Source organism: Methylobacterium guangdongense (genome assembly GCF_038442355.1).
GTDB classification, from domain to species: domain Bacteria; phylum Pseudomonadota; class Alphaproteobacteria; order Rhizobiales; family Beijerinckiaceae; genus Methylobacterium; species Methylobacterium guangdongense.
The window spans coordinates 209,877-232,711 of the sequence record NZ_JBBXMX010000001.1 but is presented as its reverse complement, the minus strand read 5'-3'; the positions used below and the strand labels follow the sequence as shown (position 1 = coordinate 232,711).

The following is a 22,835-nucleotide window of genomic DNA, read 5'->3' as shown; positions in this document are numbered from 1 at the left end:
GGCCGTCCTCCCGGAAGGTGTCACGATGCCGAATGCCGTGATCGAAACCGACGTCGATCTCGTCACGCAGGAAGAAGCTGCCGCTGTTCTGGCTGGCCTGGGGCTCACGGTGTCCGACGCCGTCAGGCTGCTGCTGATGCGTGTTGCCCGTGAGAAGGCGCTGCCATTCGAGCTTCTCGCGCCGAACGAGACAACGATTGCCGCAATGCGTGAAGCGCGCCAGGGAGGCCTGCCGCGTTTTGACGACGTGGCCTCGCTGATGGCCGCCCTGAATGCGGACGATTGAGCACACCGGCCAATTCAAGCGCGACTATAAACGAGAGATGAAGGGGCGCCACCGCGCCACGCTTGCGGCCGATCTCGCGGCAGTCGTGGAATGCTTGGCATCCGATCTGCTGCTTGAGGCGCGACATCGGGACCATGCCCTGGTCGGCAATTGGCACGACCACCGGGACTGTCATATCAAGCCGGATCTCGTGCTGATCTATCGTCTGCCCGACGCCGAGACGATCCAGCTGGTGCGTCTTGGATCTCACGCCGAGCTTGACCTCTGAATCGCATTCGGCCGATCGACGACGAAAATGAAGCCGAGCGTGGCAGGTTCATGCGCCTGCGAGCATTGCGTGCATTGTCCCCGTCCCTGAAACCGGAACGAGGCTGCCGGCGTTCGACTGACGGTGCCTTCAGAACGCCTCCGCCTCCAGCGCCATGGTGCTCTCCGCTCCGGCCTTGATTCGCGCCAGCCGCAGGCCCGTCTCGGGCAGCATCCGCTCCATGAAGAACCGGCCGCCCGTGAGCTTCGAGTCCCAGCGGGGGGAGGGCGCCTCGGCCTGCTTGATCAGCGCGGCCTTGGCGATCCGGCCCCACATGTAGCCCAGCGCGACCAGCCCGAAGAGGTGCATGAAATCGGTCGCCCCGGCGCCGGCATTGTCGGGCTTTGCGAAGGCGTTCTGCATCAGCCACATCACGGCGCCCTGAAGGTCGTTCAGCCCGGCCTGGAGCGGCTTGACGAACGGCGCCATGGCGGGATCCTCGCCGTGGTCCTTCACAAAGGTCTGGACCTCGCCGAGGAACGCCATCATCGCCCGGCCGCCATCCTTGGGCAGCTTGCGGCCGATCAGGTCCATCGCCTGGATGCCGTTGGCGCCCTCGTAGATCATGGCGATGCGGGCATCGCGCACGAACTGCGACATGCCCCATTCCTCGATGTAGCCGTGGCCGCCGAGCAGCTGCTGCGCCTCGACGGCGTTGGCGAAGCCGCGGTCGGTGAAGACGCCCTTCACCACCGGGGTCATGAGGCCGAGGTAATCGTCCGCCGCCTGCCGCTCCTTGGCGTCCTCGGAGCGGTGCAGGATGTCGGCCTGCAGGGCGGTCCAGAGCATCAGCGCGCGGGCCGCCTCGTTGAAGGCGCGGATCTGCAGCAGGGTCCGGCGCACGTCCGGATGCACGATGATCGGATCGGCGGCCTTCTCGGGTGCCTTGGCGCCGGTCAGCGCCCGGCCCTGGAGCCGGTCCCGGGCGTAGGCGGCGGCGTTCTGGTAGGCGACCTCGGATTGCCCCAGCCCCTGCACGCCGACCGCGAGCCGCGCCTCGTTCATCATCACGAACATGGCGTTGAGGCCGCGATTCTCCTGGCCGACCAGCCAGCCGGTCGCCCCGTCGTAGTTCATGACGCAGGTGGCGTTCCCGTGGATGCCCATCTTGTGCTCCAGCGAGCCGCAGGACACGCCGTTGCGGGCGCCGAGCGACCCGTCCGGGTTCACCAGAAACTTCGGCACCACGAACAGCGAGATGCCCTTCGTGCCCGCGGGCGCCCCCTCGATCCGCGCGATAACGAGGTGGACGATGTTCTCGGCTAGGTCGTGCTCGCCAGCCGAGATGAAGATCTTGGTGCCGGTGAGGCTGTAGGAGCCGTCGCCGTTCGGCACCGCCTTGGTCTTGAGCAGGCCGAGATCCGTGCCGCAATGCGGCTCGGTCAGGTTCATGGTGCCAGTCCAGGCGCCTTCGACCATACGGGGCAGGTAGAGCGCCTTCTGGTCCTCGGTGCCGTGGACCAGCAGGGCGGCCATCGCGCCCTGGGTCAGGCCCGGATACATGCCGAAAGCCAGATTCGCGCCCGAGGCGAATTCCTGCATCGCCGTGTTGAGCGTGTGCGGCAGGCCCTGCCCGCCATACGCCTCCGGCACGGACAGCCCCATCCAGCCGCCGCGCGCGTAGGTGTCGTAGGCGGCCTTAAAGCCGGTCGGCGTGCGGACGGTGCCGTCGGCCTCCCGGCGGCAGCCTTCCAGATCGCCCGCGCGGTTGAGCGGCGCCAGCACCTCCTCGGCGAGCTTGCCGCCCTCGCGCAGAACCGCCTCCACGACATCGGGGGAGGCGTCGGCGAAACCCGAGAGGTTGTCGCGTGCGTGGAAGCCCAGGACGTCGGAGAGCAGAAACAGCGTGTCGTCGACCGGTGCGCGGTACTGCGGCATCTGAGGCGTCCCCGTCTGCGCGGATCCCTCGGGGTCATCCGCTGTCCAGCAATGCATGTAAACGCCCGTCCACCGTCGGGGCAACGGCCAGTCCCGCCGCGCGGTGACACGTCACAAGGCCTGCGGCGTCTGTATGCGCAAGACGATTACAGGGTGAGGACACCCTTAACCTCGTGTTTACCAAGAAAGTTAATGATCACACTCGAACGACCCGAAGCGTCTGTCGTGGATACCCATTCGGGGAGCCACAGCGCCTCGGTTCGGACCACGGACGCTGCCGACCACAGGCCCACGATGACCCGCACCGCGATGCCGCAGCTCGACAGTTTCGATCCTGAGGTGCTCGACGCCGCTCGCGACGTCGCCGCCCGAGCAGGCGTTCCGCTCGAGACGTGGATCGCCTCGGTCGTGCCGCAGCAACAGTCGGGTCTTTCCGGCAACCGCCGGGAACGTCGCCGTCTGCGGGCCGAGCAGCTCGACCGTCCCGCCGGCCGGCCGGAGACCGCAATCCGAGCCGATGCCCGCGCCGATACCCGCGCCGAGGCCCGTCCTGATCTGCGCAGCGAAGCGCGCGTCGACCCGATCGGCGCCCGCCCGCGCGAAATCCCGGCCGAGCGCCCGGCGCCGATCGCCGAAACCTACGGCGAGGGCATCGCCGCGCTGATGAGCCGGCTCGACGGCCTCGACCGGACCCTGGACGCGGATCGTCGCGAGGCGCAGATCGCCGAGCAGCAGCGTCTGGCCGAGATCGAAGCGCGCATCGAGCGCGCCCTCAACGCCGCCCCGGTCCAGCAGGTTACCGAGCGCCTCGGGGATATCGAGCGCCGCATGTCGCAGCTCGGCGATCAGGTCGCCGCCGGGCGTCAGCCCGGCCGGCGCACCCGCCCGGCGGCCGCCGATATCCGCAGCGCGGTGCTGGACATCCGCCAGCGGCAGCGGGAGCTGTCGCAGGGAGGGGGCGGCGATGTCGCGGCCCAGCCGGCCGATGGCGGCGTGGTCGCCAGCATGCGGCAGGACCTCGCCCGCCGCCTGGAGGCGCGCACCGGGGATGCCGCGACGACGGCCGCCCTGTCCGAGCTCCAGGCAGAGACCGTCCGCCTGCGCCAGTCCATCGATCAACTGGCCACGAATCGCGACGTCGGCGCCCTGGAGGATGCCGTCACCGCGCTCGCCAGCGGCCTCGATCGTGCCCAGGCCGGCACGGATCTCGCCACGATCGCGGCGCCGATCGAGCAGATCCGACTTCAGGTCGAGTTGCTCGCCGAGGAGGTCGCCGAGCACGTCCATGCCCGCGTCGCCGAGGATGTCCGCCGCTTGGCCGAGCGCCTCGACGATGTCGCGGCCACCGGGCCAACGGATCCGGACGGGCAGACGCTGGCGGCCTTGTTCACGGAACTGGACGAGATCCGGCAGCTGATCACCGCGCTGGCCGATCCGGAGCGGATCCAGAGCCTCGCCAACAGCCTGCAGGTCGTCAGCGCCCAGGTGGTGCAGCTGCAGCACGTCGGCGCCGGGCCGGATCTGCGCCCGCTTCTGGAAGAGATTCGCGGCGAGGTGAAGAGTGCGGCGCCCGCGGCGCTCGCCGAGCAGGTCCAGGTACTGGCCGAGAAGGTCGATCACCTCTGCGCGCTGCAGGACCGATCCGAGCCGGGCGGTGACGCGGCCCAGTCGACCCCGGTCCAGTCCGGCGAGATGGCCTCCATCCACGCCATGCTGCACACCCTCGCCGAGAAGGTGGACGAAGCCGGCGAGCACGAGGGCCTCGACGCCCTCGAGAAGCAGGTGATGAGCCTGGCCGACCGGCTGGACACGCCCCAGGGCGGCGATCCGGCGCTGGCCGGGCTCGAGCGGACCATGGGCGATCTGCTGGCGCAGGTGGCCGCCCTCCGGGAAGCCGCGCCGAGCGAGGCCGTGGTGGAGCGCGCCGCCCGCAACGCGGTCGCCCAGACCCTGAGCGGAACCGGGATCACCGCGGATTCAGGCGAGATCGGCCTCCTGCGCGCGAGCCTCGCCGACATGCAGGCCCGTCAGGCCGCCTCGGACCAGCGCCTGGGCGCCACGCTGGAGGGTGTCCAGACCGCCCTCGAGCGCCTTCTCGTCCGGCTGGGTCCCTCTGACGCGGTCGAGCCGCGGGGCCCGTCCCTCGGCGAGCGCCTGATGTCCTCGGCGAGCCCCGAGGTGACGCTCGCCGCCACCGATATGAAGCCGGCGGCAGGGGCCGAGACCCCGCTCGTCGCCGACGACCTCCTCGAACCCGGAAGCGGCCGTCCGGTCCGCGCGCCGCGCGGGGGCCGCGATGCGGCGAGCCGCCGGTCCGCCAAGGAGGCGCAGACCGAATCGGTCCGCGTCCGGCTGTCCGCCGATCCCGGGGCCGAGAGCGACATCAAGACGAGCTTCATCGCGGCGGCACGCCGGGCGGCGCAGGCAGCCCAGGCGGAACTGGCTGCCGAAGAGCCGACCGAGCGCCGCGACATCCGGCCCGCGAAGCCGACGACCCCGTCGGCATCCGGGGAGCCGGGCCGCGTGGGCCGGCTGCGGAGCGAGCTCGACCGCCGGCGCCGGCCGCTGCTGCTCGGGCTCGCCGCCATCGTCCTGGCGCTCGGCGCATTGCAGGCGGTGAAACTGCGCACGCCCGAGGAGCCCCGCCCGGTCGTGGCCGCGAGCCAGGCCGCACCGGTCGGCGGCGAGGCTGCTGGCGAACCCGCGAAGGTCGCGGCGAAGACCGAGACCGGGGACGCCGGCAAGGACGCGTCGAAGGAGGCGTCGAAAGAGGCTCCGAAGGAGGCTGCGAAGGAAACCGCCAAGGTCGCCGGGGCCGATGGCTGGAAGGACGCCTCGGGTGCCAAGCCGCCCGTCGCCGATCCGACCACCACCCAGGCCCTGCCGAACCCGGTTCCCGCCGAGGCCCGTGCGACCGCCGCGAAAGCCGTCCTGCCGCAGGTTGCGGGGATGAACACCCTGCAGGCCGATCTCGGCGGCGTGCCGGCCGGACTCGCCAAGGTGAAGGCGGCCGCCCTCGAAGGCGACGGAACGGCGGTGTGGGATCTCGCCAGCCGGGAGGCCGAAGGCCGCGGCATGCCCCGCGACCTCGCGGTGGCCGCCAAGCTCTTCGAGAAGCTGGCCGCGGCGGGCTACGCCCCGGCGCAGTACAAGATCGCCGGCCAGTACGAGAAGGGGGCCGGCGTGGTCCGCGATCTCGACAAGGCGAAGCTCTGGTACGGCCGTGCCGCCGAGCAGGGCCATGCCCGCTCGATGCACAATCTCGCGGTGATCTTCGCCGAGAACCCGGCCGCCAACGGCAAGCCGGACTTCGCCTCCGCGGCCTCGTGGTTCCGGCAGGGTGCGGAGTACGGGGTCCGTGACAGCCAGTACAACCTCGGCGTGCTGTACGCCCGCGGCATGGGGCTGACGCAGGATCTGGTGCAGTCCTACGCGTGGTTCGCCGCCGCCGCCGCCCAGGGCGACGAGGACGCGGCCAAGAAGCGGGACGATGTGGCCAACAAACTCAGCACCGCCGAACTCGCTAGCGCGAAGTCCCTCGCGGCCGCCTTCAAGCCGCGAAAGATTGACGCGGCGGTGAACGAGCAGCCCAGCATCAAGGCCGGTGCGACGGCCCCGATGTCGCTGCTCGGCGCTCCTGCGCCCAGCCCCGTGGCCTTCACGGGCGCCCCGAAGCGCTCCTGACGGCGATGGGCCGGAGCGCGGGCTCGGACAATCCGAGCTTGACCGCGCTCCCGCGATGCGGGAACGCTCCGGCCGGGCGGTGTTGCACCGAGGTCGGGCCGCGTAGATCGCCAGCCCTTGCCGTTGCTCGGAGGATGGATGGCGCGCCGGAACACCATCCCGATCGGCGCCCTCGTCCTCGGCGTGGCCGGCCTGATCCCGTTCCTGGGTTTCGCGGCCCTGGCGGTGTCGGGCAGTGACGGCGGTCTCAGCAGTATCGGATTGGCGCCGCGGACGATCCTCTCGGCCTATGGCGCGGTGATCGCCTCGTTCCTCGGCGGCATCCGCTGGGGGGCTGCCGCGGCGCGCAACGCCGGCAACGCCGACTACCTCGTGGCGATCATTCCTTCCCTGGTGGCCTGGGCCGCGATGGCGGCACCGGCGCCGTGGGATCTGCGGATCCTCGGCGTGCTCGTGCTCGCCTGGGGCCTGATCGACCAGGATCTGCCCCGCCGGGGCCTCGCGCCGCTCTGGCTCGGGCGGCTGCGGCTGGTGCTGTCGGGTGTTGCCGGGGCTGCGCTGCTGGTCGCGGCTTGAGGCGAAGACGCACCGGTTGCGTCAATTGGGGACCTGTCGGACTTGGATCGACTGGCTTGGTTGTCCGCAGGTCCGAGAAGGGTGGTTTGCGGACTTAAGTAGCTCCGCTATATCGTTTGCATGTCATACGCAGCGAAAGTGATCCTCCATGCTCCACCGTGGGACGATCCATCATTAGAAGCGTTCGTTGAGGCGTGTGTCAGTGATAAAGTTCAATTGATTTGCGTAATGAGTCCAGATTGCGAGCGGGTTCATGACGTTATTGACGAATTAATAGTCATTGGAGGCCACTCTGGTATCCTTGCGACTTGGCATACTGATGAAAGTTTCGCCGAAGTCCAAGCGTTCGCGCGGACGCTATCTCTTGATGACGGATCGGATGAAACACACCAGGAGGTGAGACTGTCTCCGAGCTAAAGGGCTGCTAAGGGTGGATTTAAGACGGTCCGGTTTCAAGCAGCGGATCAACAATAACGGACGTCAACTCTCAGCCTAGTCTCAAACGAACGAAGCTGGAGCCTGCATCGCCTTCAACTGCAATGAATCACTCTCGGAAGCCGTTAAGCTAAAGCGATCTCTTCCTCGGTGAGGTCGTGACAAGGCTTCGAAAATTTCCATTAAATGCATGTTCATTCCACATCGATTGAAGATCATCATAGGAGATCGAGTATCGCCCTGGAGCACTTGCATTCGGATCAACGACATTGATGGCCTGCGTTCTCTCATCAAAGCCGGTAATCACGATAGTATGTCCCTCCGGCATGCTCAAATCGATCATGACGGGATGTCTACGAACGATTTCATCCTTCACAACAGCTAAACCCCTCCGAAATCCCAAATCGTTGTCCTCAAAGATTTGCTCGTGCCATTCATACCCTAGGGCGCGCGCGGCTCTTATGATATCTCTGTAATATGTAATCGTAAAATCGTCGAATCGCTTCGAGAGAGAATATTCGATCCCGCGAGACATAGTCTTTAATTTTCTGGGGGAGTGGCGGTCGCCATAGAAGGCCATTATCATCGCGGCTGATGTAGGCACACACAACAAGTCTTCTTGAAGCAGATATTTCACGTCAAGGTCGTTAGTCGTTGAGGCCAGAGGGGATTGACCAATTACATTCTGGCTTGCAAAAGCTGCCGGCAATCGATGCCACGCATAGCTTAATGCTATGACGCATGCGATCCCTATGACAAAACTTTGAATTATGCCTAACATGCCAATCAAGATACATATGGGATGGGAGAAGTAATGACTAAGCTGCGAAAATTACGCTTGAATGCATGCTCGTTCCATATTGATCGCAGACGGTCATAGCTAATACTGTATCGACCGGGCGCGGCGATGTTGGGGTCAACCACAAAAATGGACTGCAGCGTTTCGTCGAAACCACAGACAACAACTGTGTGTCCCTCTGGTGCGCTGACATCAATCATGAGGGGGCGGCCATGTTCGAGTTCCCGCTTGATGGTTTCCAAACCTTTTTGAAAGCCAAACGCATCGTCTGCGAAAGCTTTCTCGTGCCAACTGTAGCCGAGGTCAGCAGCAGCTTTCACAATGTCGCGGTAGAACGTAATTGAAAAATCATCAAACGGCTCTGATGGCACATAAACTGCGCCGCGAGACAACTTCTTTAACTTGCGGGGCGGTTGCTCATCTCCATAGTATCTCATGATTATCGCCGCAGACGTGGGTACGCCAAGCAGTCTTTCTTGCCGAATAAACCCGATCTTTAGATCAATCTTTGCTAGATGGCCTTTTGTCGATTTGACTGTGCCTGCTGTCTCTGCTGAAGCTGAGTTTGATTGAACCACGATACTTGATACGAGGAGGGCGGCCAGAATATGGGCAACCTTCGCTAGAAGCCGAGTATTTACGGAATTAGCAATCATCACAGCTTGTCTTCAAAATAGGCGATCTCTGCCCGAAAACCGCATAGATATAAGATTGTCGATCATTGCGCTACGTGGCGTTAAATTTTCATACTCCGCCGGATGTCAATTTTAACAGCTCATAGCAGGGCCAGGAGCTTGGCGTATAGCGGTCTACCCTGACACGAAATTTTGCACGCGCTGAGTACGTCTGCTTTACGGATGCCGATGCGCCTGGGGGTTCCGTCTGCAACGGGTCGCGATCAGACCGACTGCTCTGCCGAAGGACCGGGCACGACCCGCTGCGGACGAATGGGCCGTTTGCCGCTAGATCATCCCGCATGACGGAACACACAGGCATCCACGTACGGCGCGCCGATCATGTCGGCTTTGCGGTCGCTTCCCTCGACGAGGCGCTTCGGTTCTGGGTCGATGGGCTCGGCGCGCGGCTTGTGCGGACGGGCGAGATGGGCGGAGAGTTCCTTGGTCAAGTGACCGGAGCGCATGGCGCGAAGGTGCGCATGGCAATCGTTTCGCTGCCGGACCAGACGATCGAACTCCTGGAGTATCAGGGTCTGGAGCGACCAAGCGAGCCAGCCAAGCCGTTCGACCCTGGCTTCGCGCATCTGGCCCTTGTCGTCGATGACATCGACGCGCTCCTGGTGCGGATCGCCGCCTACGGCTGGAAGGCGCAAGGGATTCCGCAGCCGATTGCAAGCGGTGCGCGGGCCGGAACCCGGGTGATCTACGCCGTTGGTCCTGACGGCGCGACGATCGAGTTCATGCAGCCGCCAGCTACAGCCCACAATCGCTGATCCCGCCAGGCAGCGGACCGCTTGCCACAACACGCCCAAGTCGCCCGATAAACATCGAGTGGATACTTATGGGAAGCCTACATGGCGATGCAGGCGACCGGGTTGGGTCGTCAGCGGACAGGGTCGGCCTAGAAAGGCTCCGCTCCGGAGGGTTCCCCTTTCGGCCGGTGGCAGGCGCACGCCGCGGCTTTCTCGTCGGCGCGGCCCCACATCGGCGCTTCGCAAGTGAGGAGCTGTGTTAGCAGATGCGCCAGCGGCGCCGCTTGATAAGGCTTCTGAAGCACCGGGGCTGACCGATACGCTTCCTCCAACCCCTGCGTGCCGTAGCCGGTCGCGAACAGGAACGGCGTGCAGCGCTCTGACAGCAGGTCGGCCACCGGATAGCTGCGGGCGTCGCCCAGGTTGACGTCCAGCACGGCCAAGTCGAAGTTCCCGGCGCGGACATGATCCAAGGCCTTGTCGAGGCGCATGGCCACCACGACCTCGCAGCCGAGGTCGAGCAGCATGTCCTCCGCGAGCATGGCCACGAGGCTCTCGTCCTCGACCAGCAGAACGCGGCGCCCTTCCAGCAAACTCATCGGGCAGGATGCCCTTTCAGTGTCTCCTGGCCGACCCAGCCGAGCTGGGTCAATGGGATCTCCAGCCGGCAGACGACACCGCTCGGCGCGAACGTGATAGCCGCGTTGCCGTCGAACTCCATCGGAAGCTGCCGCTCGATGAGCCGGGAGCCGAAGCCTCTGCGTGTTGGCGGAGTGACCGGCGGGCCGCCGCGCTCTTCCCATGCGAGATCAAGCTGCTCGCGGCCATCGTCCAAGGCCTGCAGGGACCACGTCACCGCGACCCGGCCCTCAGGGACCGATAGAGCCCCGTATTTGGCGGCGTTGGTCATCAGCTCGTGCAGCGCCATGGCCAGAGTTACAGCGACCTTGGGGTGCAGGCGTGCATCCGGTCCGCTTAACACGAAGCGGTTAACGTCGACCTCCGCCAAGAGGTGCGGTGCAAGCGCGCGCTCAACCACGCTGCGCAGGCTGGCACTCTCCCAGTTGTCCTCGACGAGCACGTTATGGGCGGTCGACAGCGCAGCCATGCGGGCGTCGAACACAGCCCGCGCGGCTTGGTCGGTCTGGCCGCGGAACGTCTGCGCGGCGATCGATTGGACCGTGGCCAGGGTGTTTTTCACCCGGTGGTTCAGCTCGTTGATCAGCAGGCGCTGGCGCTCGGCCGCGGCCTTTTCCTCGCTGATGTCGCGGACCTCGATGATCGTGCCGATGATGTTGGCCGCGTCGTCCCGGATCGGGCTGGCCGTGAAGCCGACCGGATAAAAATGCCCGTCCCTGTGAACGAAAACCTCCTCGCCACGCTCTTGGTTGTTCTCCGGGAAGGCGCGGTCGATCGCACATTCCGCCAGCGGGAACGGCCGGCCGTCCGGGTAGGTGTGGTGCACGATGTCGTGCAGCGGGCAGTCGCGCTCCAGAACCTCGTCGAGCGTCCAGCCGGTCAGCTGCTCGGCGGCGCGGTTCATGTAGATGCAGTGCTGCCGGTCATCCATCAGGAAGATGGAGACCGAGGCGTTGTTGAGCACGGCATTGAGGCGCCGCTCGGTCTCGAATAGTTGGCCGGCACCGGGCCTGAGACTCACGAGAGGTGTACTGGCGGCGGGAACAGATTGCAGCGGCTGCCGAGTATGCGGCACTGATACGACCCTTCACAGCGGGGTTGTCAAAAAGAACGGGGACCAACGAACCGTTGGGATCGTGCATCTCGCATGCCGCGTTGCGGCAGGCGCCACAAGGCCGAGCCTGCCAATGCGCTGACGGAAGGGTTGTTCCATACCCCGAACACAGTGGCTTCACGCGAGGCTTGGATGTCGGCAGTTGGTCGTCTATTTGCCGGCCCGACCCGGCCTCCACACCGTCGTTGCGTGTAATGATTTCCAAAACCCAACGATTGCGTTTTCGTGTCGCCATCATCGCCGCGGAGGCCCGGGCGGGGGCTCACACGGCCCTGCTGATGAATAGGATCCTTCACGGACAGGATACTGACGAAACCGAGCAGGTCCTGTGTCGCGAAATGGACGTCCTGGCGGCGTTGCGTGCCCATACAAAAGCGCGGAACAAGGATGAGCCATCGCCGTAGACGGTTCATTCTTACGGCTACTGATCTGTACCTTCGCTCCAGCAGACCCGCGACCGCACGGCAGCGGGTCCCCGCTATGGGCACTTAGAGCCGTGCCCGATCGCGTTGCAATCGTGCGCGGCTCTAAGCCTTTGTTTCAACGCGCTCTCTTGCGCCGAACCGGTGTCCACTTCGGCGGAGAGCGCTCCAGTTGGGATTGTCGCGGCGTCCGGTTGGGGTCGAAAGCTGCCCCTCGACCGATTTGACGTGCCCGAACTCAGGCGCCGCTCCCAGCAGACCGCTTGCTGCGACGGCTTCGATTAACAGGCCTGAGCGCGCTGCCGAACGCGCAAATCGGCTCCTTAAAGGAAACGGCGGGCGCCCCGGAGGACGCCCGCCACATCTACCGTCGCGGTGCGCCAGCCTCACGCACCCATGGCGGTCTTCAGGTTCTGGTCGACCTTGTCGAGGAAGCCCGTGGTCGAGAGCCACTTCTGCTCGGGCCCGACGAGGAGCGCCAGATCCTTGGTCATGAAGCCCGCCTCGACCGTGTCGACGCAGACCTTCTCCAGGGTGGCGGAGAACTTCGCCAGATCGTCGTTGCCGTCGAGCTTGGCTCGGTGCGTCAAGCCGCGGGTCCAGGCGAAGATCGAGGCAATCGAGTTGGTCGAGGTCTCGCGGCCCTTCTGGTGCTCGCGGTAGTGGCGGGTGACGGTGCCGTGGGCGGCCTCGGCCTCCACGGTCTGGCCGTCCGGCGTCATCAGCACGGAGGTCATCAGGCCGAGCGAGCCGAAGCCCTGCGCGGCCGTGTCGGACTGCACGTCGCCGTCATAGTTCTTGCAGGCCCAGACGTAGCCGCCCGACCACTTGAGGCACGAGGCCACCATGTCGTCGATCAGGCGGTGCTCGTAGGTGATGCCGAGCGCCTTGAACTTCGCCTCGAACTCCTCCTCGTAGACCTTCTGGAACAGGTCCTTGAACCGGCCGTCATAGGCCTTGAGGATGGTGTTCTTGGTCGAGAGGTAGACCGGGTACTTGCGCGCGAGCCCGTAGTTCATCGAGGCGCGGGCGAAGTCGATGATCGACTGGTCGAGGTTGTACATCGACATGGCGACGCCGGCCTCGGGGAACTTGAACACCTCCTTCTCGATGACCGTGCCGTCATCGCCCTCGAACTTGATGGTCAGCCGGCCCTTGCCGGGCACCTTGAAGTCCGTGGCGCGGTACTGGTCGCCGTAGGCGTGACGGCCGATCACGAAGGGCTGGGTCCAGCCGGGCACGAGCCGCGGCACGTTCTTACAGATGATGGGTTCGCGAAAGATCACGCCACCCAGGATGTTGCGGATCGTGCCGTTGGGCGAGCGCCACATCTCCTTGAGGCCGAATTCCTGGACCCGCTGCTCGTCGGGGGTGATGGTGGCGCACTTCACGCCGACACCGTGGCGCTTGATCGCCTCGGCGGCATCGACCGTCACCTTGTCGTTGGTGGCGTCGCGGTGCTCGACGCCGAGGTCGTAGTACTCGAGATCGACGTCGAGATAGGGATGGATCAGCTTGTTCTTGATCTCGGCCCAGATGATCCGGGTCATCTCGTCGCCGTCGAGCTCGACGACGGGGTTCGCTACCTTGATCTTCGCCATGGACAGATGCCTTCCGCGTTGTCCCCGCGCACGGCATGCAAGGGCCGTGCGGTCGTGCGCCCGGGTGGCCCGGGCTGGAATTCGCCCCGCGACATAGCGCGGCCCTTCCGGCGACGGAAGGCGCGGGCTGTCATCCGGGCCGCTTCGTCACCCGGCCCTCGACGGGCGAGGGCCGGCCATGCCAGACGGCCGGCATGACGAGCCGAGACGCAGCGGGCGATGCCCCCAGGAAGGTCACAGAACTGCCGCCGGGAATCGCCCCCACGGTGATCCTGGTGGAACCGCAGCTCGCCGAGAATATCGGCATGACGGCCCGCGCCATGGCGAATTTCGGCCTGTCCGAGCTGCGCCTCGTCAATCCGAAGAACGGCTGGCCCAAGAAGGGCGTGCGCGAGGCGGCCTCCGGCGCGACGCATGTCCTCGACCGGGCGACGATCTTCGGCAGCGTCGCCGAGGCCATCGCGGATTGCCACTACGTGCTGGCCACCACGGCGCGCGAGCGCGGGCAGATGAAGCGCGTCTTCGCCCCCGATGACGCCATGGCCGAACTCGTCGCCCGGGAAGGGCAGCGGACCGCCGTGATGTTCGGCCGCGAGCGGGTCGGGCTCACCAACGAGGAGGTGTCGCTGGCCGACGCCATCGTGACGTTTCCGGTCTCGCCGGATTTTCCGTCGCTCAACCTCGCCCAGGCGGTGCTGCTCGTCGGCTACGCGTGGCGTCAGGCGAGCGGCCGGGCCAAGCTGCCATTCTCGGGGGAGCTGCTTTCGCCGCCGGCGACCCGCGAGGCGCTGGTCGCGCTGTTCGGCAGCCTGGAGGCCGCCCTCGACGGGGCCGGCTTCTATCCGCCGGAGAAGCGCGACATCATCGCCCGCAACATGCGCGACATGCTCCACCGGATGGGGATGACCGAGCAGGATGTCCGCACCTTCCGCGGTGCCCTGCGGGCGCTCACCCGGAAGGGCACCTGATCAATCGCCGGCCGGCTTCATCTCCGGCGGCTTGCCGCCGCCGAAGCAGCGCCCGACCGCGTCCCAGAACGCGGCCTGTTCTTCCGGTGTGCACGCGGCCATGCGCGCCTCGACCTTGGCACGGCCGGCGACCGCGTCGGGCGTCGCGGCGACGTCCGCCTCGCTCGGGTTCCTTGCCTCGTGCATCGGCAATCCTCCGTTTCGGAACGAAAGCCCAGCTGAGCCGTGCGGTTCCGTTCCACGGCGCAATCGGGCATGGAGGGCGGAACGGGACGGGCGGGGGATCGGGTGCGGCTGAGCGTGGACAATCTGGCCTGCCGCCGCTCCGGCCGCCGCATCTTCGCCAACCTGTCCTTCGTCCTCGGGCCGGGCGATGCCCTGGCGGTGACGGGCCGCAACGGCGCCGGCAAGTCGAGCCTGCTCGCGATCCTGTCCGGCCGGCTGCGGCCGGATGCCGGGCGGATCGACATCGCCGATGTCGGCGAGGCGAGTCTGCCGGAATGCCTGCACGTGGTCGGCCATCGCGACGGCCTGAAGAGCTCACTCACCGCGGGGGAGAACCTGCTGTTCGCCCAGCGTCTTCTGGGGGCGCCGCGCCTGTCGCCCGGGGACGCCCTGGAGCGGCTCGGCCTCGGCCATGCCCACGATCTGCCGGTGGCCTATCTCTCGGCCGGCCAGCGGCGGCGGGTGGCGCTGGCGCGGCTCCTCGTCTGCGCCCGGCCGCTCTGGCTGCTCGACGAGCCGACGGCCGCCCTCGACACGGCTTCGCAGGCCGTGCTCGCCGGGCTGATGGCGACACACCGGGCCGAGGGCGGCCTTGTGATCGCGGCGACGCACCAGGCGCTCGGGCTCACGGACGCCGCCGAACTGCGCATCGAGACGGCCGCGGCGGCCCCCGCGGCGGACGTGCTGGAGGAGTGGGCGTGATCCGCGCGGTTCTCGCCCTCATCGCCCGCGACCTGCGGCTGTCGGGCCGCGTCGGCGGGTCCGGCGCCCTGTCGCTGGTATTCTTCCTGATGATCGTCGCCCTGGTGCCGTTCGCCCTCGGGCCCGATCTCAACCTGCTGTCGCGGATCGGCCCGGCGATCCTCTGGCTCGCCGCCGTGCTGGCGACGTTGATCGGCCTCGACCGTTTGTTCCAGGCCGACGAGGAGGACGGCTCCCTCGACCTGATGACCGCCGCGCCGGTGCCGCTCGAACTGGTGGTGCTGGGCAAGGTGACGGCGCACTGGCTGACCACCGGCCTGCCCCTCGCGCTGGCCGCGCCGCTCTTCGGCTTGCTGGTCGCCCTCGACGGCACCGCCATGGGCGCCACGTCCCTGACGCTGCTCGCCGGGACGCCGGCGCTCAGCTTCATCGGTGCCGTGGGCGCGGCGCTCACGGCTTCGATTCGCCGGGGCGGGCTGATTCTGGCGGTGCTGGTGCTGCCGCTGATGATCCCGACGCTGATTTTCGGCGTCTCGGCCGCCCAGGCGGCGAGCGGGGGGACGGTGCCGTTCCTCGTGCCGCTGGCGGTGCTGGCCGCGCTGACGCTGATCGCCGCCGTGGTCGGGACGCTGGCGGCGGCGGCGGCCTTGCGCTGGCCGGAGTGAGGCTTGACGATCGAGCGCCGTCGGGCCGGAGATCGTCGCATCACAGTTCAGACCTCTAATCCAGCGGATTATCCGCTAATATCTTGAGCAGATAGTCGTATTATCCATCGATGTCTTCGGTGCCTCGGAAGGTCGATACCTCGACGTGATCGTCGTCGAAGCACTCGATTTCGAGGCGCAATCCGTAGAGCGTTGCGTCGACCCTGATCGTATCCGGCCGATCCCGCGCGAGCCGGAAGGAAATTCTCGCTCTCTCCAAAGTTTTTAGTACGTCAAAGATCGTATGACTTCCCACGCCTGTTCCTCCTCGGCGAGTTGACGCTATTCACGCGGGCAAAACAGGAATCATAGCGAGCGTTTAGCTTGCCGTTACTTTCCGACCGCTCTATTGTGTTCGCCTCGCCACTCTTCCAGTTGTGGTCGCCCTGCAAGCAATCGAGATGAAGTCCGTCCCGATTCCGATTATCGTTGGTTGGGAATGTCGGTGAGCGCAATCGGCGTTTTCGCTCGCTGAAATGGGAACGCCGTCGGCTGCCAATGCCGGCCGAGTTTGAAACGATCTGCTTCAGTGCGCTCGTTCTCCCAGAGAAGCCTCGCCAAAGTCATGTGATCACCGGCCAACAAGGCTTCCCCCACCGCAACCCAACTCCGGAGATAATCTGACATCGGCTCGCCAGCGATCGCTTTTTGCTTCTCGTATCGCTCCCTGAAGCTCGGGGTTATCAGATCCCAATGTTTCCTGGCAATCGCAAGTTCACCGAGCGCTACGTTTGTGAGGCACATCCAGATATGATCTTTACAGAAGCTATAACCTCGCATTTCTTGGGATAAAATAAATGTCAAAAGCTTGTCGATTGTGTCAAGAGATCTGAGAAACGGAAGGACCGCGGTTTCAATTTGATCGACGAAATTTTCAGCGATGGTCGGGTCGTCCCAGTCCCAGACGCCATCCTCGCCAGCAGGCATGAACGGACGCGATCGACCGATCATACCGATTGATCGACCATAACCTCCAAAGTCGAATTTGTCCCCGCGGATATATAGCTCCGTGAGCCTCCACTCTAGCGTGAAGTATCCACGACTCGGGCGATCATAGATTCGAATCTGCCTAGCGATATGCCCGACGCCTTGGAGGCATAGAAACTTGCCCCCCGTGAAAGCAATATCGGGGTTTCGATCGATCAACGGAGCAGACAACGCTCGAATTTGTTGGGCTGACGTACGAGTTAATTTGGCCATTTCCTGGGTCTCACTTGTATCATGATAAATCGTACCACCTCGGGAAATTTGCGTTTTGCAGCCATGATGGACGCAACGGCCTGTTTGGGTGTCCATCCCTCCCGTCCGGTTTTTGGATCATAGATACACGCGGTGTCGATTCGAGGCCGTTCAAATACGTCGGATCTCTTGCTGCCAAGTAGTATCATCTTTCCTTTATCATCCAAGTCAGCTAGAATGAGTTCTGCAACAAAATTTGGATCGTTCTTCCTGTTGATGATGCGGGCGATCTCAATATGGATCATGGTACCCAGCTGGGTCGCATTTGCGTAACCACCGCGCGCTTTCACACGCGCAGTTACTTCGTCCACGATGGCCTGTACTTCCCCAGCTCTTGGGCAGACGTTATCCAATTGAGCTTGGCTGAGCCGGCCGATCCACATCGGCATATTCATCTGCGGATCGTCACCAAACTTATATTCCTGCGCTGTAAGCCCTAGAACGGTGCCATACCCATCCTCACGAGCGGAGAGGTACGTCAGGAGCTGCAACCCAAGCTCGAAGGTTGCGATGACGGGGGCGGCGATCAGCGGCAGGGCGGGGGCAAAGGCTTGTTGAACGATTGGCTCAGCGACGAGACCGGTCGGCGTAAAGGTCGTCCGCGATAGAATCTCGCCCGTTTTGCCGTCGCGAACCGTCTGCGTTTCCCCGGATGTCTCGAAGACCCGGCTTTCGCCGTCCGGCGCGGTGACAGTATGTTGTTCGTCGAACGGCTTTCGCTTCGCATGGACGCGGATCGACAGGACGCGCGTCCCATCCTCCAGGGTTGCGCTCGCCGTGAGCGGTGGCGGGTCCTGGAGGGACGGTCCGCCGGGCCGATCCTCTCGAAACGAGGCCCACTGAGCACCGATGGGAGCCGCCACCCACTCGCCGCCGTTGGGCTGTCCCGCCGGAGCGCGCGGCTGCGTCTCCCAATTTTTGATCTGGAGCTGCTGCTGCAGGCGGATCAGCTTGGTCTCCAGCGCGAGGCCGGCCAGAACATGGCGCAGAACGATCGCTTCGCTGTGCGCTCGAGACACGTCACGCATGGGGCTTCGCTCCGCTAGACCGCTTTGCCGCGGCCTGTATGGAACAAAGCAGGAATTTAGGAAAAATGTCAAGTTCTAGGACGTGCCGCCCGATCGGGCTGTATCCGGCCGTTCCGCGTTGACGCAGCGCGCACCCCTCACTATAGAGACCGCTTCGCCGAGGGGCCGCGCTTTCGCGCGCGCTGCGTCTCGGCCATCGCCAGACAACCTGACGCGACGACCGATCTCCGGCCATCCCGGCCCGTCGGCATCGCCCGACGAAGAGAACGAGGATTCCATGGCCAACACCGCTTCGGCCAAGAAAATGACCCGCAAGATCGCCAAGCGCACGGCGGTCAACCGCTCGCGCCGCTCGCGCATGCGCACCTTCGTCCGCAAGGTCGAGGAGGCCATCGCCACCGGCAACCAGCAGGACGCGCTCGCCGCGCTCCGCGCCGCCGAGCCCGAGATGATGCGCGCCGCCCAGCACGGCATCGTTCACAAGAACAACGCCTCGCGGAAGGTCTCGCGCCTCGCCGCCCGGGTGAAGGCGCTGGCCGCCTAAGCGACCCGCACCTTACAGACGGTTTGAAGCCCGGCTCCATGAGCCGGGCTTTTTTCTTGCCCGCTATCCGGTCGACACCAGGGCCCGCCGACCGCGCCCGGGGCCGGCCGGTCCGGAAGCATTAACCCTGTTCAAGAATCGGCGACATTGCAGAGTCTCGGCGCGCCGTGTAGCTTAACAAAACCTGACGGCGATCAAGCAAAACGCAGCCAATTCGAGATTCCGGCGAATCATTCCGATTCGCCAAGACTCTAGCGGGATCGCTCGTCGCCCTCGGAAAGACTTTCGGATGGGAATCTCCGCCATCCCCACAAGTCCCACTGTTAAAGGAACCGTAGGTAATTGTTGATAGGCTCTCCCAATCGGCAAAAGTTCCTCGCAATGGGCTTGACTCCGTTCGGGGGACTCTGTCCCGCCCGTTCTGGCGGGACTCTGTGAGCGTAAATCGTGCGTAGGCGCGGCCTGCGGGAGACCGGGGCAGCGTCGGGAGAGCCAATGATGCGTGTCGACGGAACGGTGGCGAGCGACGACGATGGCGGCCGCAACGGCGGCAGCACCATGGACTATGGATCCGCCTGGGCGCGCGTGAAGCGCCGCCTCCGCGCCGAGCTTGGCGAGGACGTCTTCGCGAGCTGGTTCGCCCGGCTCGAACTGGAGGCCGTCGCGGGTGGCACGGCCCGTCTCACGGTGCCGACCCGCTTCCTTAAGAGCTGGATCGAGTCCCACTACCTCGACCGCGTGCTCAATACGTTCAAGGCGGAAGTCGAGGAGATCGCGCGCATCGAGGTCGGCGTGCGCGGTTCCGGCGCCCCGGTCCGCACGGTCGCCACGGGGGCGGCCAAGCCCAACCCCGCCAGCGGGCCGCTGGCCCGGCTGCACGCCACCGGAACGCCCGCCCCGGTCGCCGCCGTCGCGCCGGAGCCCCGCCCGGCCACGGAGGCCGGCGGCGATCTCAGCGGGACGCCGCTCGATGGGCGCCTGACCTTCGCGAGCTTCGTGATCGGCCGCTCCAACGCCCTGGCGCACGCCGCCGCCGAGCGGGTCGCCGCGCACCAGGGGGAGGGGGCCCTCTACAACCCGCTCTACCTCCATGCCGGCGTGGGCCTCGGCAAGACGCACCTGCTGCACGGGATCGGCCACGCCGCCCGGGAGGCCGGGCGCCGGGTGATCTACCTGACGGCCGATCGGTTCATGTACGGCTTCGTCAACGCCCTGAAGACGCAGTCGGCGCTGGCCTACAAGGAGCGCCTGCGCGGCATCGACCTGCTGATCCTCGACGATGTCCAGTTCATCCAGGGCAAGTCGATCCAGGCCGAGTTCGGCCACACGATCAACGCCCTGATCGATGCCGGCCGGCAGGTCGTGGTCGCCTCGGACCGGCCGCCGACCGAGCTGGAGGCGCTGGACGAGCGGGTCCGCTCGCGCCTCGGCGGCGGCCTCGTGGTCGAGATCACCGCCCTTGACGAGGCGCTGCGGGTCTCGATCCTGTCGGCGCGGCTCGCCGCCGTGCGGGCCTCGCATCCGGGGTTCGACGTCTCGCCGCAGGTGGCGTCCTACGTGGCCCGGGCGATCACCGCCAACGGCCGCGACCTGGAGGGCGCCGTGAACCGTCTTCTGGCGCACGCCACGCTCACCGGCACCGCGGTGACGATGGAGACCGCCGAGGCCGCGATCCGCGATCTCGTGAAGAACCGCGAGCCGAAGCGCATCAAGATCGAGGACATCCAGAAGCTGGTGGCCTCGCGCTACAATGTCTCGCGGTCGGATATCCTGTCGGAGCGCCGGACGGCCGCCGTGGTCAAGCCGCGCCAGATCGCCATGTACCTGTCGAAGGTGCTGACGCTGCGCTCCCTGCCGGAGATCGGCCGCCGCTTCGGCGGACGCGACCACACCACGGTGCTCCATGCCGTCCGCAAGATCGAGAAGCAGATCGGCGAGGATACGGTGCTCGGCGACGAGGTCGAGCTGCTGAAGCGCATGCTGCAGGACTAGCCGGTCCCCGGGCCCCGGCCGGACGCGTGCCGGCCGGGGCTCTGCCTGCCTCCGAGGGGATCGCCGCATCATCCGTCGTGCTGTCACGCGCCCTCCGCCGGCCCCCGCGACTGGGGCTGGCCGAGGGCGCGCGCGCCGTGGCACACTGGCGCGAGCCGAAACGGCCCTGTAAGGCCGCGTCGCCGCTGGAGCGCTCTCCGCCGAAGTGGACGCCGGTTCGGCGTCGGAGAGCGCGTCACGACGCAGACTTGGAGTCGTGCGCGATTGCAGGGCGATCGGGCAGGGCTCAAGGCGAGGACCGACACCCCGGGGAGTGCTGATGACGGACGCCTTCATCTACGACCACGTGCGCACGCCTCGCGGGCGCGGCAAGGCGGATGGCTCCCTGCACGAGGTCACGGCCCTGCGCCTCGCCGAGACGGCGCTGCGCGCCCTCAAGGACCGCAACAAGCTCGATACCGGCCTGGTCGACGATGTCGTGCTGGGCTGTGTCGATCCGGTGGGCGAGGCGGGCGGCGACATCGCCCGGGCGGCGGCCCTCGTGGCGGATTACGGGGCCCAGGTTCCCGGGGTGCAGATCAACCGGTTCTGTGCCTCCGGCCTCGACGCGGTGAATTTCGCGGCCGCGCAGGTCATGAGCGGCCAGCACGAGATGGCGGTGGGCGGCGGCGTCGAGTCGATGAGCCGCATCGGCATCGGCGCGTCGGGCGGTGCGTGGCCGGTCGATCCGGCGATCGCCATCAAGTCCTACTTCATGCCGCAGGGCGTCTCGGCCGATCTGATCGCCACCAAGTACGGTTTTACCCGGGACGATTGCGACGCCTACGCGGTCCGCTCCCAGGAGCGGGCGGCCAAGTCCTGGGGGGAGGGGCTGTTCAACGGCTCCGTGGTGCCGGTGCGCGACGTGAACGGCATCACCCTGCTCGACCGCGACGAGCACATGCGCCCCGGCACCGACATGCAGTCGCTCGCGGCGCTGAAGGCGTCCTTCGTGCAGATGGGCCAGATGGGCGGCTTCGACGCGGTGGCGACCGACGCGCATCCCGACGTCGAGGCGGTCAACCACGTCCACCACGCGGGCAATTCCTCCGGTATCGTGGACGGGGCAGCCGCCGTGCTGGTCGGCTCGAAGGCGGCCGGCGAGGCCGCGGGCCTGCGCCCGCGGGCGCGGATCCGGGCCTTCGCCAATATCGGCTCCGACCCGGCCCTGATGCTCACCGGCCCGGTGGACGTCACCCGGAAGGTCCTGGCCAAGGCGGGCATGAGTCTGTCGGACATCGACGTGTTCGAGGTGAACGAGGCCTTCGCGGCCGTCGTCCTGCGCTTCTGCCAGGCTTTCGATCTCGATCCGGAGGCGGTCAACGTCAATGGCGGCGCCATCGCGCTGGGCCATCCGCTTGGCGCGACGGGCGCGATGATCCTCGGCACGGCGCTCGACGAGCTGGAGCGGACCGGCAAGGAGCGCGCGCTGGTCACCCTGTGCATCGGCGCCGGCATGGGCACGGCCACGATCATCGAGCGGGTTTGACCGCGGCCCCGTCCGGGAGCGACGTGCCGCCGCTCCCCAAAGGCCGGGAACGCTGGCGCGCATCGTCCCGAAGGTGGGTGCCGGCTTTCGGCAAAAGACGATGCGCCACAACCCTCTACAGCATCGTGACGGTTCCGATCCCCGGCACGATGCTGTAGAGGCGCGGGCGACGATCGGCCCGCATCCGGGCCGGACGATAAGACCATGGGAGATAAGCCCTTGAACCGCCTGATCGCGACGCTGTGCCTCGGCGTCACCTTGAGCCTGCCCGTCGCCGCCCACGCCGACGATGCGGCGGACCGCGTTGCCGCCGCCACGAGCCTCGTGAACAAGACCCTGATCAAGAACCTGCAGACCGGCTTCAACGTCGCGCTGGAGAAGACCGTCGCGCCGATGCCGGAGGCCCGCGCCGAGGCCGTGCGTAAGGAACTCACCGACGAGTTCGAGAAGCAGCGCGGGATCATGGTCGAGGGGTTGTCGAAGGAATATGCCGAGAAGTTCAGCCTGGCGGAGCTGAAGCATCTCGACGAGATCTATTCCGATCCGACCTACCTCAAGTTCCAGACCATGAACGCCGATCCGAAATCCTCGGTGACGGCGATCTCGCAGAATTCGGTTACCAAGCTGCTCAACATGCTGGCGGTAGCCTCTGCGACCGACAACACGCCGAAGCCCGGTGACCCGCCGCTGCCGCCGGCCGCGGCGCCCGCCCCGGCTCCGAAGTAGGCGATGGCC

At 66.0% G+C, this 22,835-nt stretch carries 21 protein-coding genes; 12 read left to right on the top strand and 9 right to left on the bottom strand.

The window, feature by feature from the left end:
* Positions 1-25 precede the first annotated feature (25 nt).
* Both AAHG09_RS01145 and AAHG09_RS01140 read left to right on the top strand, forming a co-directional pair.
* Positions 26-286 (top strand): type II toxin-antitoxin system RelB/DinJ family antitoxin, encoded by a 261-nt coding sequence (locus AAHG09_RS01145; RefSeq protein ID WP_342104711.1) that lies wholly within the window; start codon positions 26-28, stop codon positions 284-286.
* On the top strand, positions 273-554 hold the full coding sequence (locus AAHG09_RS01140) for a type II toxin-antitoxin system YafQ family toxin (protein WP_342104709.1): 282 nt from the start codon (positions 273-275) through the stop codon (positions 552-554). Before AAHG09_RS01145 ends, AAHG09_RS01140 begins: the two co-directional genes overlap by 14 nt.
* Before the next feature lie 129 nt (positions 555-683).
* On the opposite strand, the gene AAHG09_RS01135 is transcribed toward AAHG09_RS01140, so the two are convergent.
* The gene (locus AAHG09_RS01135; RefSeq protein ID WP_342104708.1) at positions 684-2,471 is read right to left on the bottom strand and encodes an acyl-CoA dehydrogenase C-terminal domain-containing protein; all 1,788 of its coding nucleotides are present in this window, start codon (positions 2,469-2,471) and stop codon (positions 684-686) included.
* Between the two features lie 294 nt (positions 2,472-2,765).
* Between AAHG09_RS01135 and AAHG09_RS01130 the strand changes: the two genes are divergently transcribed.
* Together AAHG09_RS01130 and AAHG09_RS01125 are read left to right on the top strand one after the other, a co-directional pair.
* Positions 2,766-6,155: a hypothetical protein gene (locus AAHG09_RS01130; RefSeq protein WP_342104706.1), complete on the top strand. Its 3,390-nt coding sequence runs from the start codon at positions 2,766-2,768 to the stop codon at positions 6,153-6,155.
* 138 nt (positions 6,156-6,293) lie between these two features.
* Positions 6,294-6,731 carry a DUF3429 domain-containing protein gene (locus AAHG09_RS01125; protein WP_342104704.1) on the top strand — a complete coding sequence of 146 codons (438 nt, stop codon included), beginning with the start codon at positions 6,294-6,296 and terminating at the stop codon, positions 6,729-6,731.
* Between the two features lie 565 nt (positions 6,732-7,296).
* On the opposite strand, the gene AAHG09_RS01120 is transcribed toward AAHG09_RS01125, so the two are convergent.
* The gene (locus AAHG09_RS01120; protein ID WP_342104702.1) at positions 7,297-7,803 is read right to left on the bottom strand and encodes a C39 family peptidase; all 507 of its coding nucleotides are present in this window, start codon (positions 7,801-7,803) and stop codon (positions 7,297-7,299) included.
* A gap of 149 nt (positions 7,804-7,952) precedes the next feature.
* The gene (locus AAHG09_RS01115; protein WP_342104699.1) at positions 7,953-8,621 is read right to left on the bottom strand and encodes a C39 family peptidase; all 669 of its coding nucleotides are present in this window, start codon (positions 8,619-8,621) and stop codon (positions 7,953-7,955) included.
* A gap of 320 nt (positions 8,622-8,941) precedes the next feature.
* Between AAHG09_RS01115 and AAHG09_RS01110 the strand changes: the two genes are divergently transcribed.
* Positions 8,942-9,415, top strand: coding sequence for a VOC family protein (locus tag AAHG09_RS01110; RefSeq protein WP_342104697.1), 474 nt, complete (start codon positions 8,942-8,944; stop codon positions 9,413-9,415).
* Between the two features lie 128 nt (positions 9,416-9,543).
* Here AAHG09_RS01110 and AAHG09_RS01105 read toward each other — a convergent pair whose 3' ends face one another.
* The 3 genes from AAHG09_RS01105 to AAHG09_RS01095 all read right to left on the bottom strand — a co-directional run bounded on the left by AAHG09_RS01105 (position 9,544) and on the right by AAHG09_RS01095 (position 13,170).
* Positions 9,544-9,993 carry a response regulator gene (locus tag AAHG09_RS01105; RefSeq protein ID WP_342104694.1) on the bottom strand — a complete coding sequence of 150 codons (450 nt, stop codon included), beginning with the start codon at positions 9,991-9,993 and terminating at the stop codon, positions 9,544-9,546.
* The gene (locus AAHG09_RS01100; protein ID WP_342104690.1) at positions 9,990-11,108 is read right to left on the bottom strand and encodes a sensor histidine kinase; all 1,119 of its coding nucleotides are present in this window, start codon (positions 11,106-11,108) and stop codon (positions 9,990-9,992) included. Before AAHG09_RS01100 ends, AAHG09_RS01105 begins: the two co-directional genes overlap by 4 nt.
* A gap of 847 nt (positions 11,109-11,955) precedes the next feature.
* The gene (locus AAHG09_RS01095; RefSeq protein ID WP_342104686.1) at positions 11,956-13,170 is read right to left on the bottom strand and encodes an NADP-dependent isocitrate dehydrogenase; all 1,215 of its coding nucleotides are present in this window, start codon (positions 13,168-13,170) and stop codon (positions 11,956-11,958) included.
* A 194-nt stretch (positions 13,171-13,364) separates the two neighbouring features.
* Between AAHG09_RS01095 and AAHG09_RS01090 the strand changes: the two genes are divergently transcribed.
* Entirely contained in the window at positions 13,365-14,138 is a 774-nt protein-coding gene (locus AAHG09_RS01090; RefSeq protein WP_342104682.1) for an RNA methyltransferase, read from the top strand.
* On the opposite strand, the gene AAHG09_RS01085 is transcribed toward AAHG09_RS01090, so the two are convergent.
* Entirely contained in the window at positions 14,139-14,324 is a 186-nt protein-coding gene (locus AAHG09_RS01085; protein ID WP_342104680.1) for a hypothetical protein, read from the bottom strand.
* Positions 14,325-14,426: 102 nt separating this feature from the next.
* Between AAHG09_RS01085 and ccmA the strand changes: the two genes are divergently transcribed.
* Both ccmA and ccmB read left to right on the top strand, forming a co-directional pair.
* The gene (ccmA, locus tag AAHG09_RS01080) at positions 14,427-15,065 is read left to right on the top strand and encodes a heme ABC exporter ATP-binding protein CcmA (RefSeq protein WP_342105447.1); all 639 of its coding nucleotides are present in this window, start codon (positions 14,427-14,429) and stop codon (positions 15,063-15,065) included.
* Complete coding sequence (ccmB, locus tag AAHG09_RS01075; protein WP_342104677.1) at positions 15,062-15,730, top strand: heme exporter protein CcmB; 669 nt, start codon at positions 15,062-15,064, stop codon at positions 15,728-15,730. Before ccmA ends, ccmB begins: the two co-directional genes overlap by 4 nt.
* A 462-nt stretch (positions 15,731-16,192) precedes the next feature.
* Here ccmB and AAHG09_RS01070 read toward each other — a convergent pair whose 3' ends face one another.
* Both AAHG09_RS01070 and AAHG09_RS01065 read right to left on the bottom strand, forming a co-directional pair.
* Positions 16,193-16,720: a hypothetical protein gene (locus AAHG09_RS01070; protein WP_342104675.1), complete on the bottom strand. Its 528-nt coding sequence runs from the start codon at positions 16,718-16,720 to the stop codon at positions 16,193-16,195.
* Positions 16,721-16,956: 236 nt separating this feature from the next.
* Positions 16,957-18,036 (bottom strand): hypothetical protein, encoded by a 1,080-nt coding sequence (locus AAHG09_RS01065; protein ID WP_342104672.1) that lies wholly within the window; start codon positions 18,034-18,036, stop codon positions 16,957-16,959.
* 277 nt (positions 18,037-18,313) lie between these two features.
* Between AAHG09_RS01065 and rpsT the strand changes: the two genes are divergently transcribed.
* The 4 genes from rpsT to AAHG09_RS01045 all read left to right on the top strand — a co-directional run bounded on the left by rpsT (position 18,314) and on the right by AAHG09_RS01045 (position 22,826).
* Positions 18,314-18,580, top strand: a complete 267-nt coding sequence (gene rpsT / locus AAHG09_RS01060) for a 30S ribosomal protein S20 (RefSeq protein ID WP_342104670.1) — start codon at positions 18,314-18,316, stop codon at positions 18,578-18,580.
* A 498-nt stretch (positions 18,581-19,078) separates the two neighbouring features.
* Complete coding sequence (gene dnaA, locus AAHG09_RS01055) at positions 19,079-20,572, top strand: chromosomal replication initiator protein DnaA (protein WP_342105446.1); 1,494 nt, start codon at positions 19,079-19,081, stop codon at positions 20,570-20,572.
* A 319-nt stretch (positions 20,573-20,891) separates the two neighbouring features.
* Positions 20,892-22,100 (top strand): acetyl-CoA C-acetyltransferase, encoded by a 1,209-nt coding sequence (locus AAHG09_RS01050; protein WP_342104667.1) that lies wholly within the window; start codon positions 20,892-20,894, stop codon positions 22,098-22,100.
* 219 nt (positions 22,101-22,319) lie between these two features.
* Complete coding sequence (locus AAHG09_RS01045; protein ID WP_342104664.1) at positions 22,320-22,826, top strand: hypothetical protein; 507 nt, start codon at positions 22,320-22,322, stop codon at positions 22,824-22,826.
* Positions 22,827-22,835: the final 9 nt, after the last annotated feature.

Excerpts from the sequence above, each read along its gene's own strand:
- AAHG09_RS01130 (WP_342104706.1), top strand. The coding sequence starts at position 2,766 with ATGACCCGCACCGCGATGCCGCAGCTCGACAGTTTCGATCCTGAGGTG.
- AAHG09_RS01070 (WP_342104675.1), bottom strand. The coding sequence starts at position 16,720 with ATGATCGGTCGATCGCGTCCGTTCATGCCTGCTGGCGAGGATGGCGTC.
- AAHG09_RS01135 (WP_342104708.1), bottom strand. The coding sequence starts at position 2,471 with ATGCCGCAGTACCGCGCACCGGTCGACGACACGCTGTTTCTGCTCTCC.
- AAHG09_RS01085 (WP_342104680.1), bottom strand. The coding sequence starts at position 14,324 with ATGCACGAGGCAAGGAACCCGAGCGAGGCGGACGTCGCCGCGACGCCC.
- AAHG09_RS01125 (WP_342104704.1), top strand. The coding sequence starts at position 6,294 with ATGGCGCGCCGGAACACCATCCCGATCGGCGCCCTCGTCCTCGGCGTG.
- AAHG09_RS01115 (WP_342104699.1), bottom strand. The coding sequence starts at position 8,621 with ATGATTGCTAATTCCGTAAATACTCGGCTTCTAGCGAAGGTTGCCCAT.
- AAHG09_RS01110 (WP_342104697.1), top strand. The coding sequence starts at position 8,942 with ATGACGGAACACACAGGCATCCACGTACGGCGCGCCGATCATGTCGGC.
- dnaA (WP_342105446.1), top strand. The coding sequence starts at position 19,079 with ATGCGTGTCGACGGAACGGTGGCGAGCGACGACGATGGCGGCCGCAAC.
- AAHG09_RS01065 (WP_342104672.1), bottom strand. The coding sequence starts at position 18,036 with ATGCGTGACGTGTCTCGAGCGCACAGCGAAGCGATCGTTCTGCGCCAT.
- AAHG09_RS01095 (WP_342104686.1), bottom strand. The coding sequence starts at position 13,170 with ATGGCGAAGATCAAGGTAGCGAACCCCGTCGTCGAGCTCGACGGCGAC.
- AAHG09_RS01140 (WP_342104709.1), top strand. The coding sequence starts at position 273 with ATGCGGACGATTGAGCACACCGGCCAATTCAAGCGCGACTATAAACGA.
- AAHG09_RS01090 (WP_342104682.1), top strand. The coding sequence starts at position 13,365 with ATGACGAGCCGAGACGCAGCGGGCGATGCCCCCAGGAAGGTCACAGAA.
- AAHG09_RS01050 (WP_342104667.1), top strand. The coding sequence starts at position 20,892 with ATGACGGACGCCTTCATCTACGACCACGTGCGCACGCCTCGCGGGCGC.
- rpsT (WP_342104670.1), top strand. The coding sequence starts at position 18,314 with ATGGCCAACACCGCTTCGGCCAAGAAAATGACCCGCAAGATCGCCAAG.
- AAHG09_RS01105 (WP_342104694.1), bottom strand. The coding sequence starts at position 9,993 with ATGAGTTTGCTGGAAGGGCGCCGCGTTCTGCTGGTCGAGGACGAGAGC.
- AAHG09_RS01145 (WP_342104711.1), top strand. The coding sequence starts at position 26 with ATGCCGAATGCCGTGATCGAAACCGACGTCGATCTCGTCACGCAGGAA.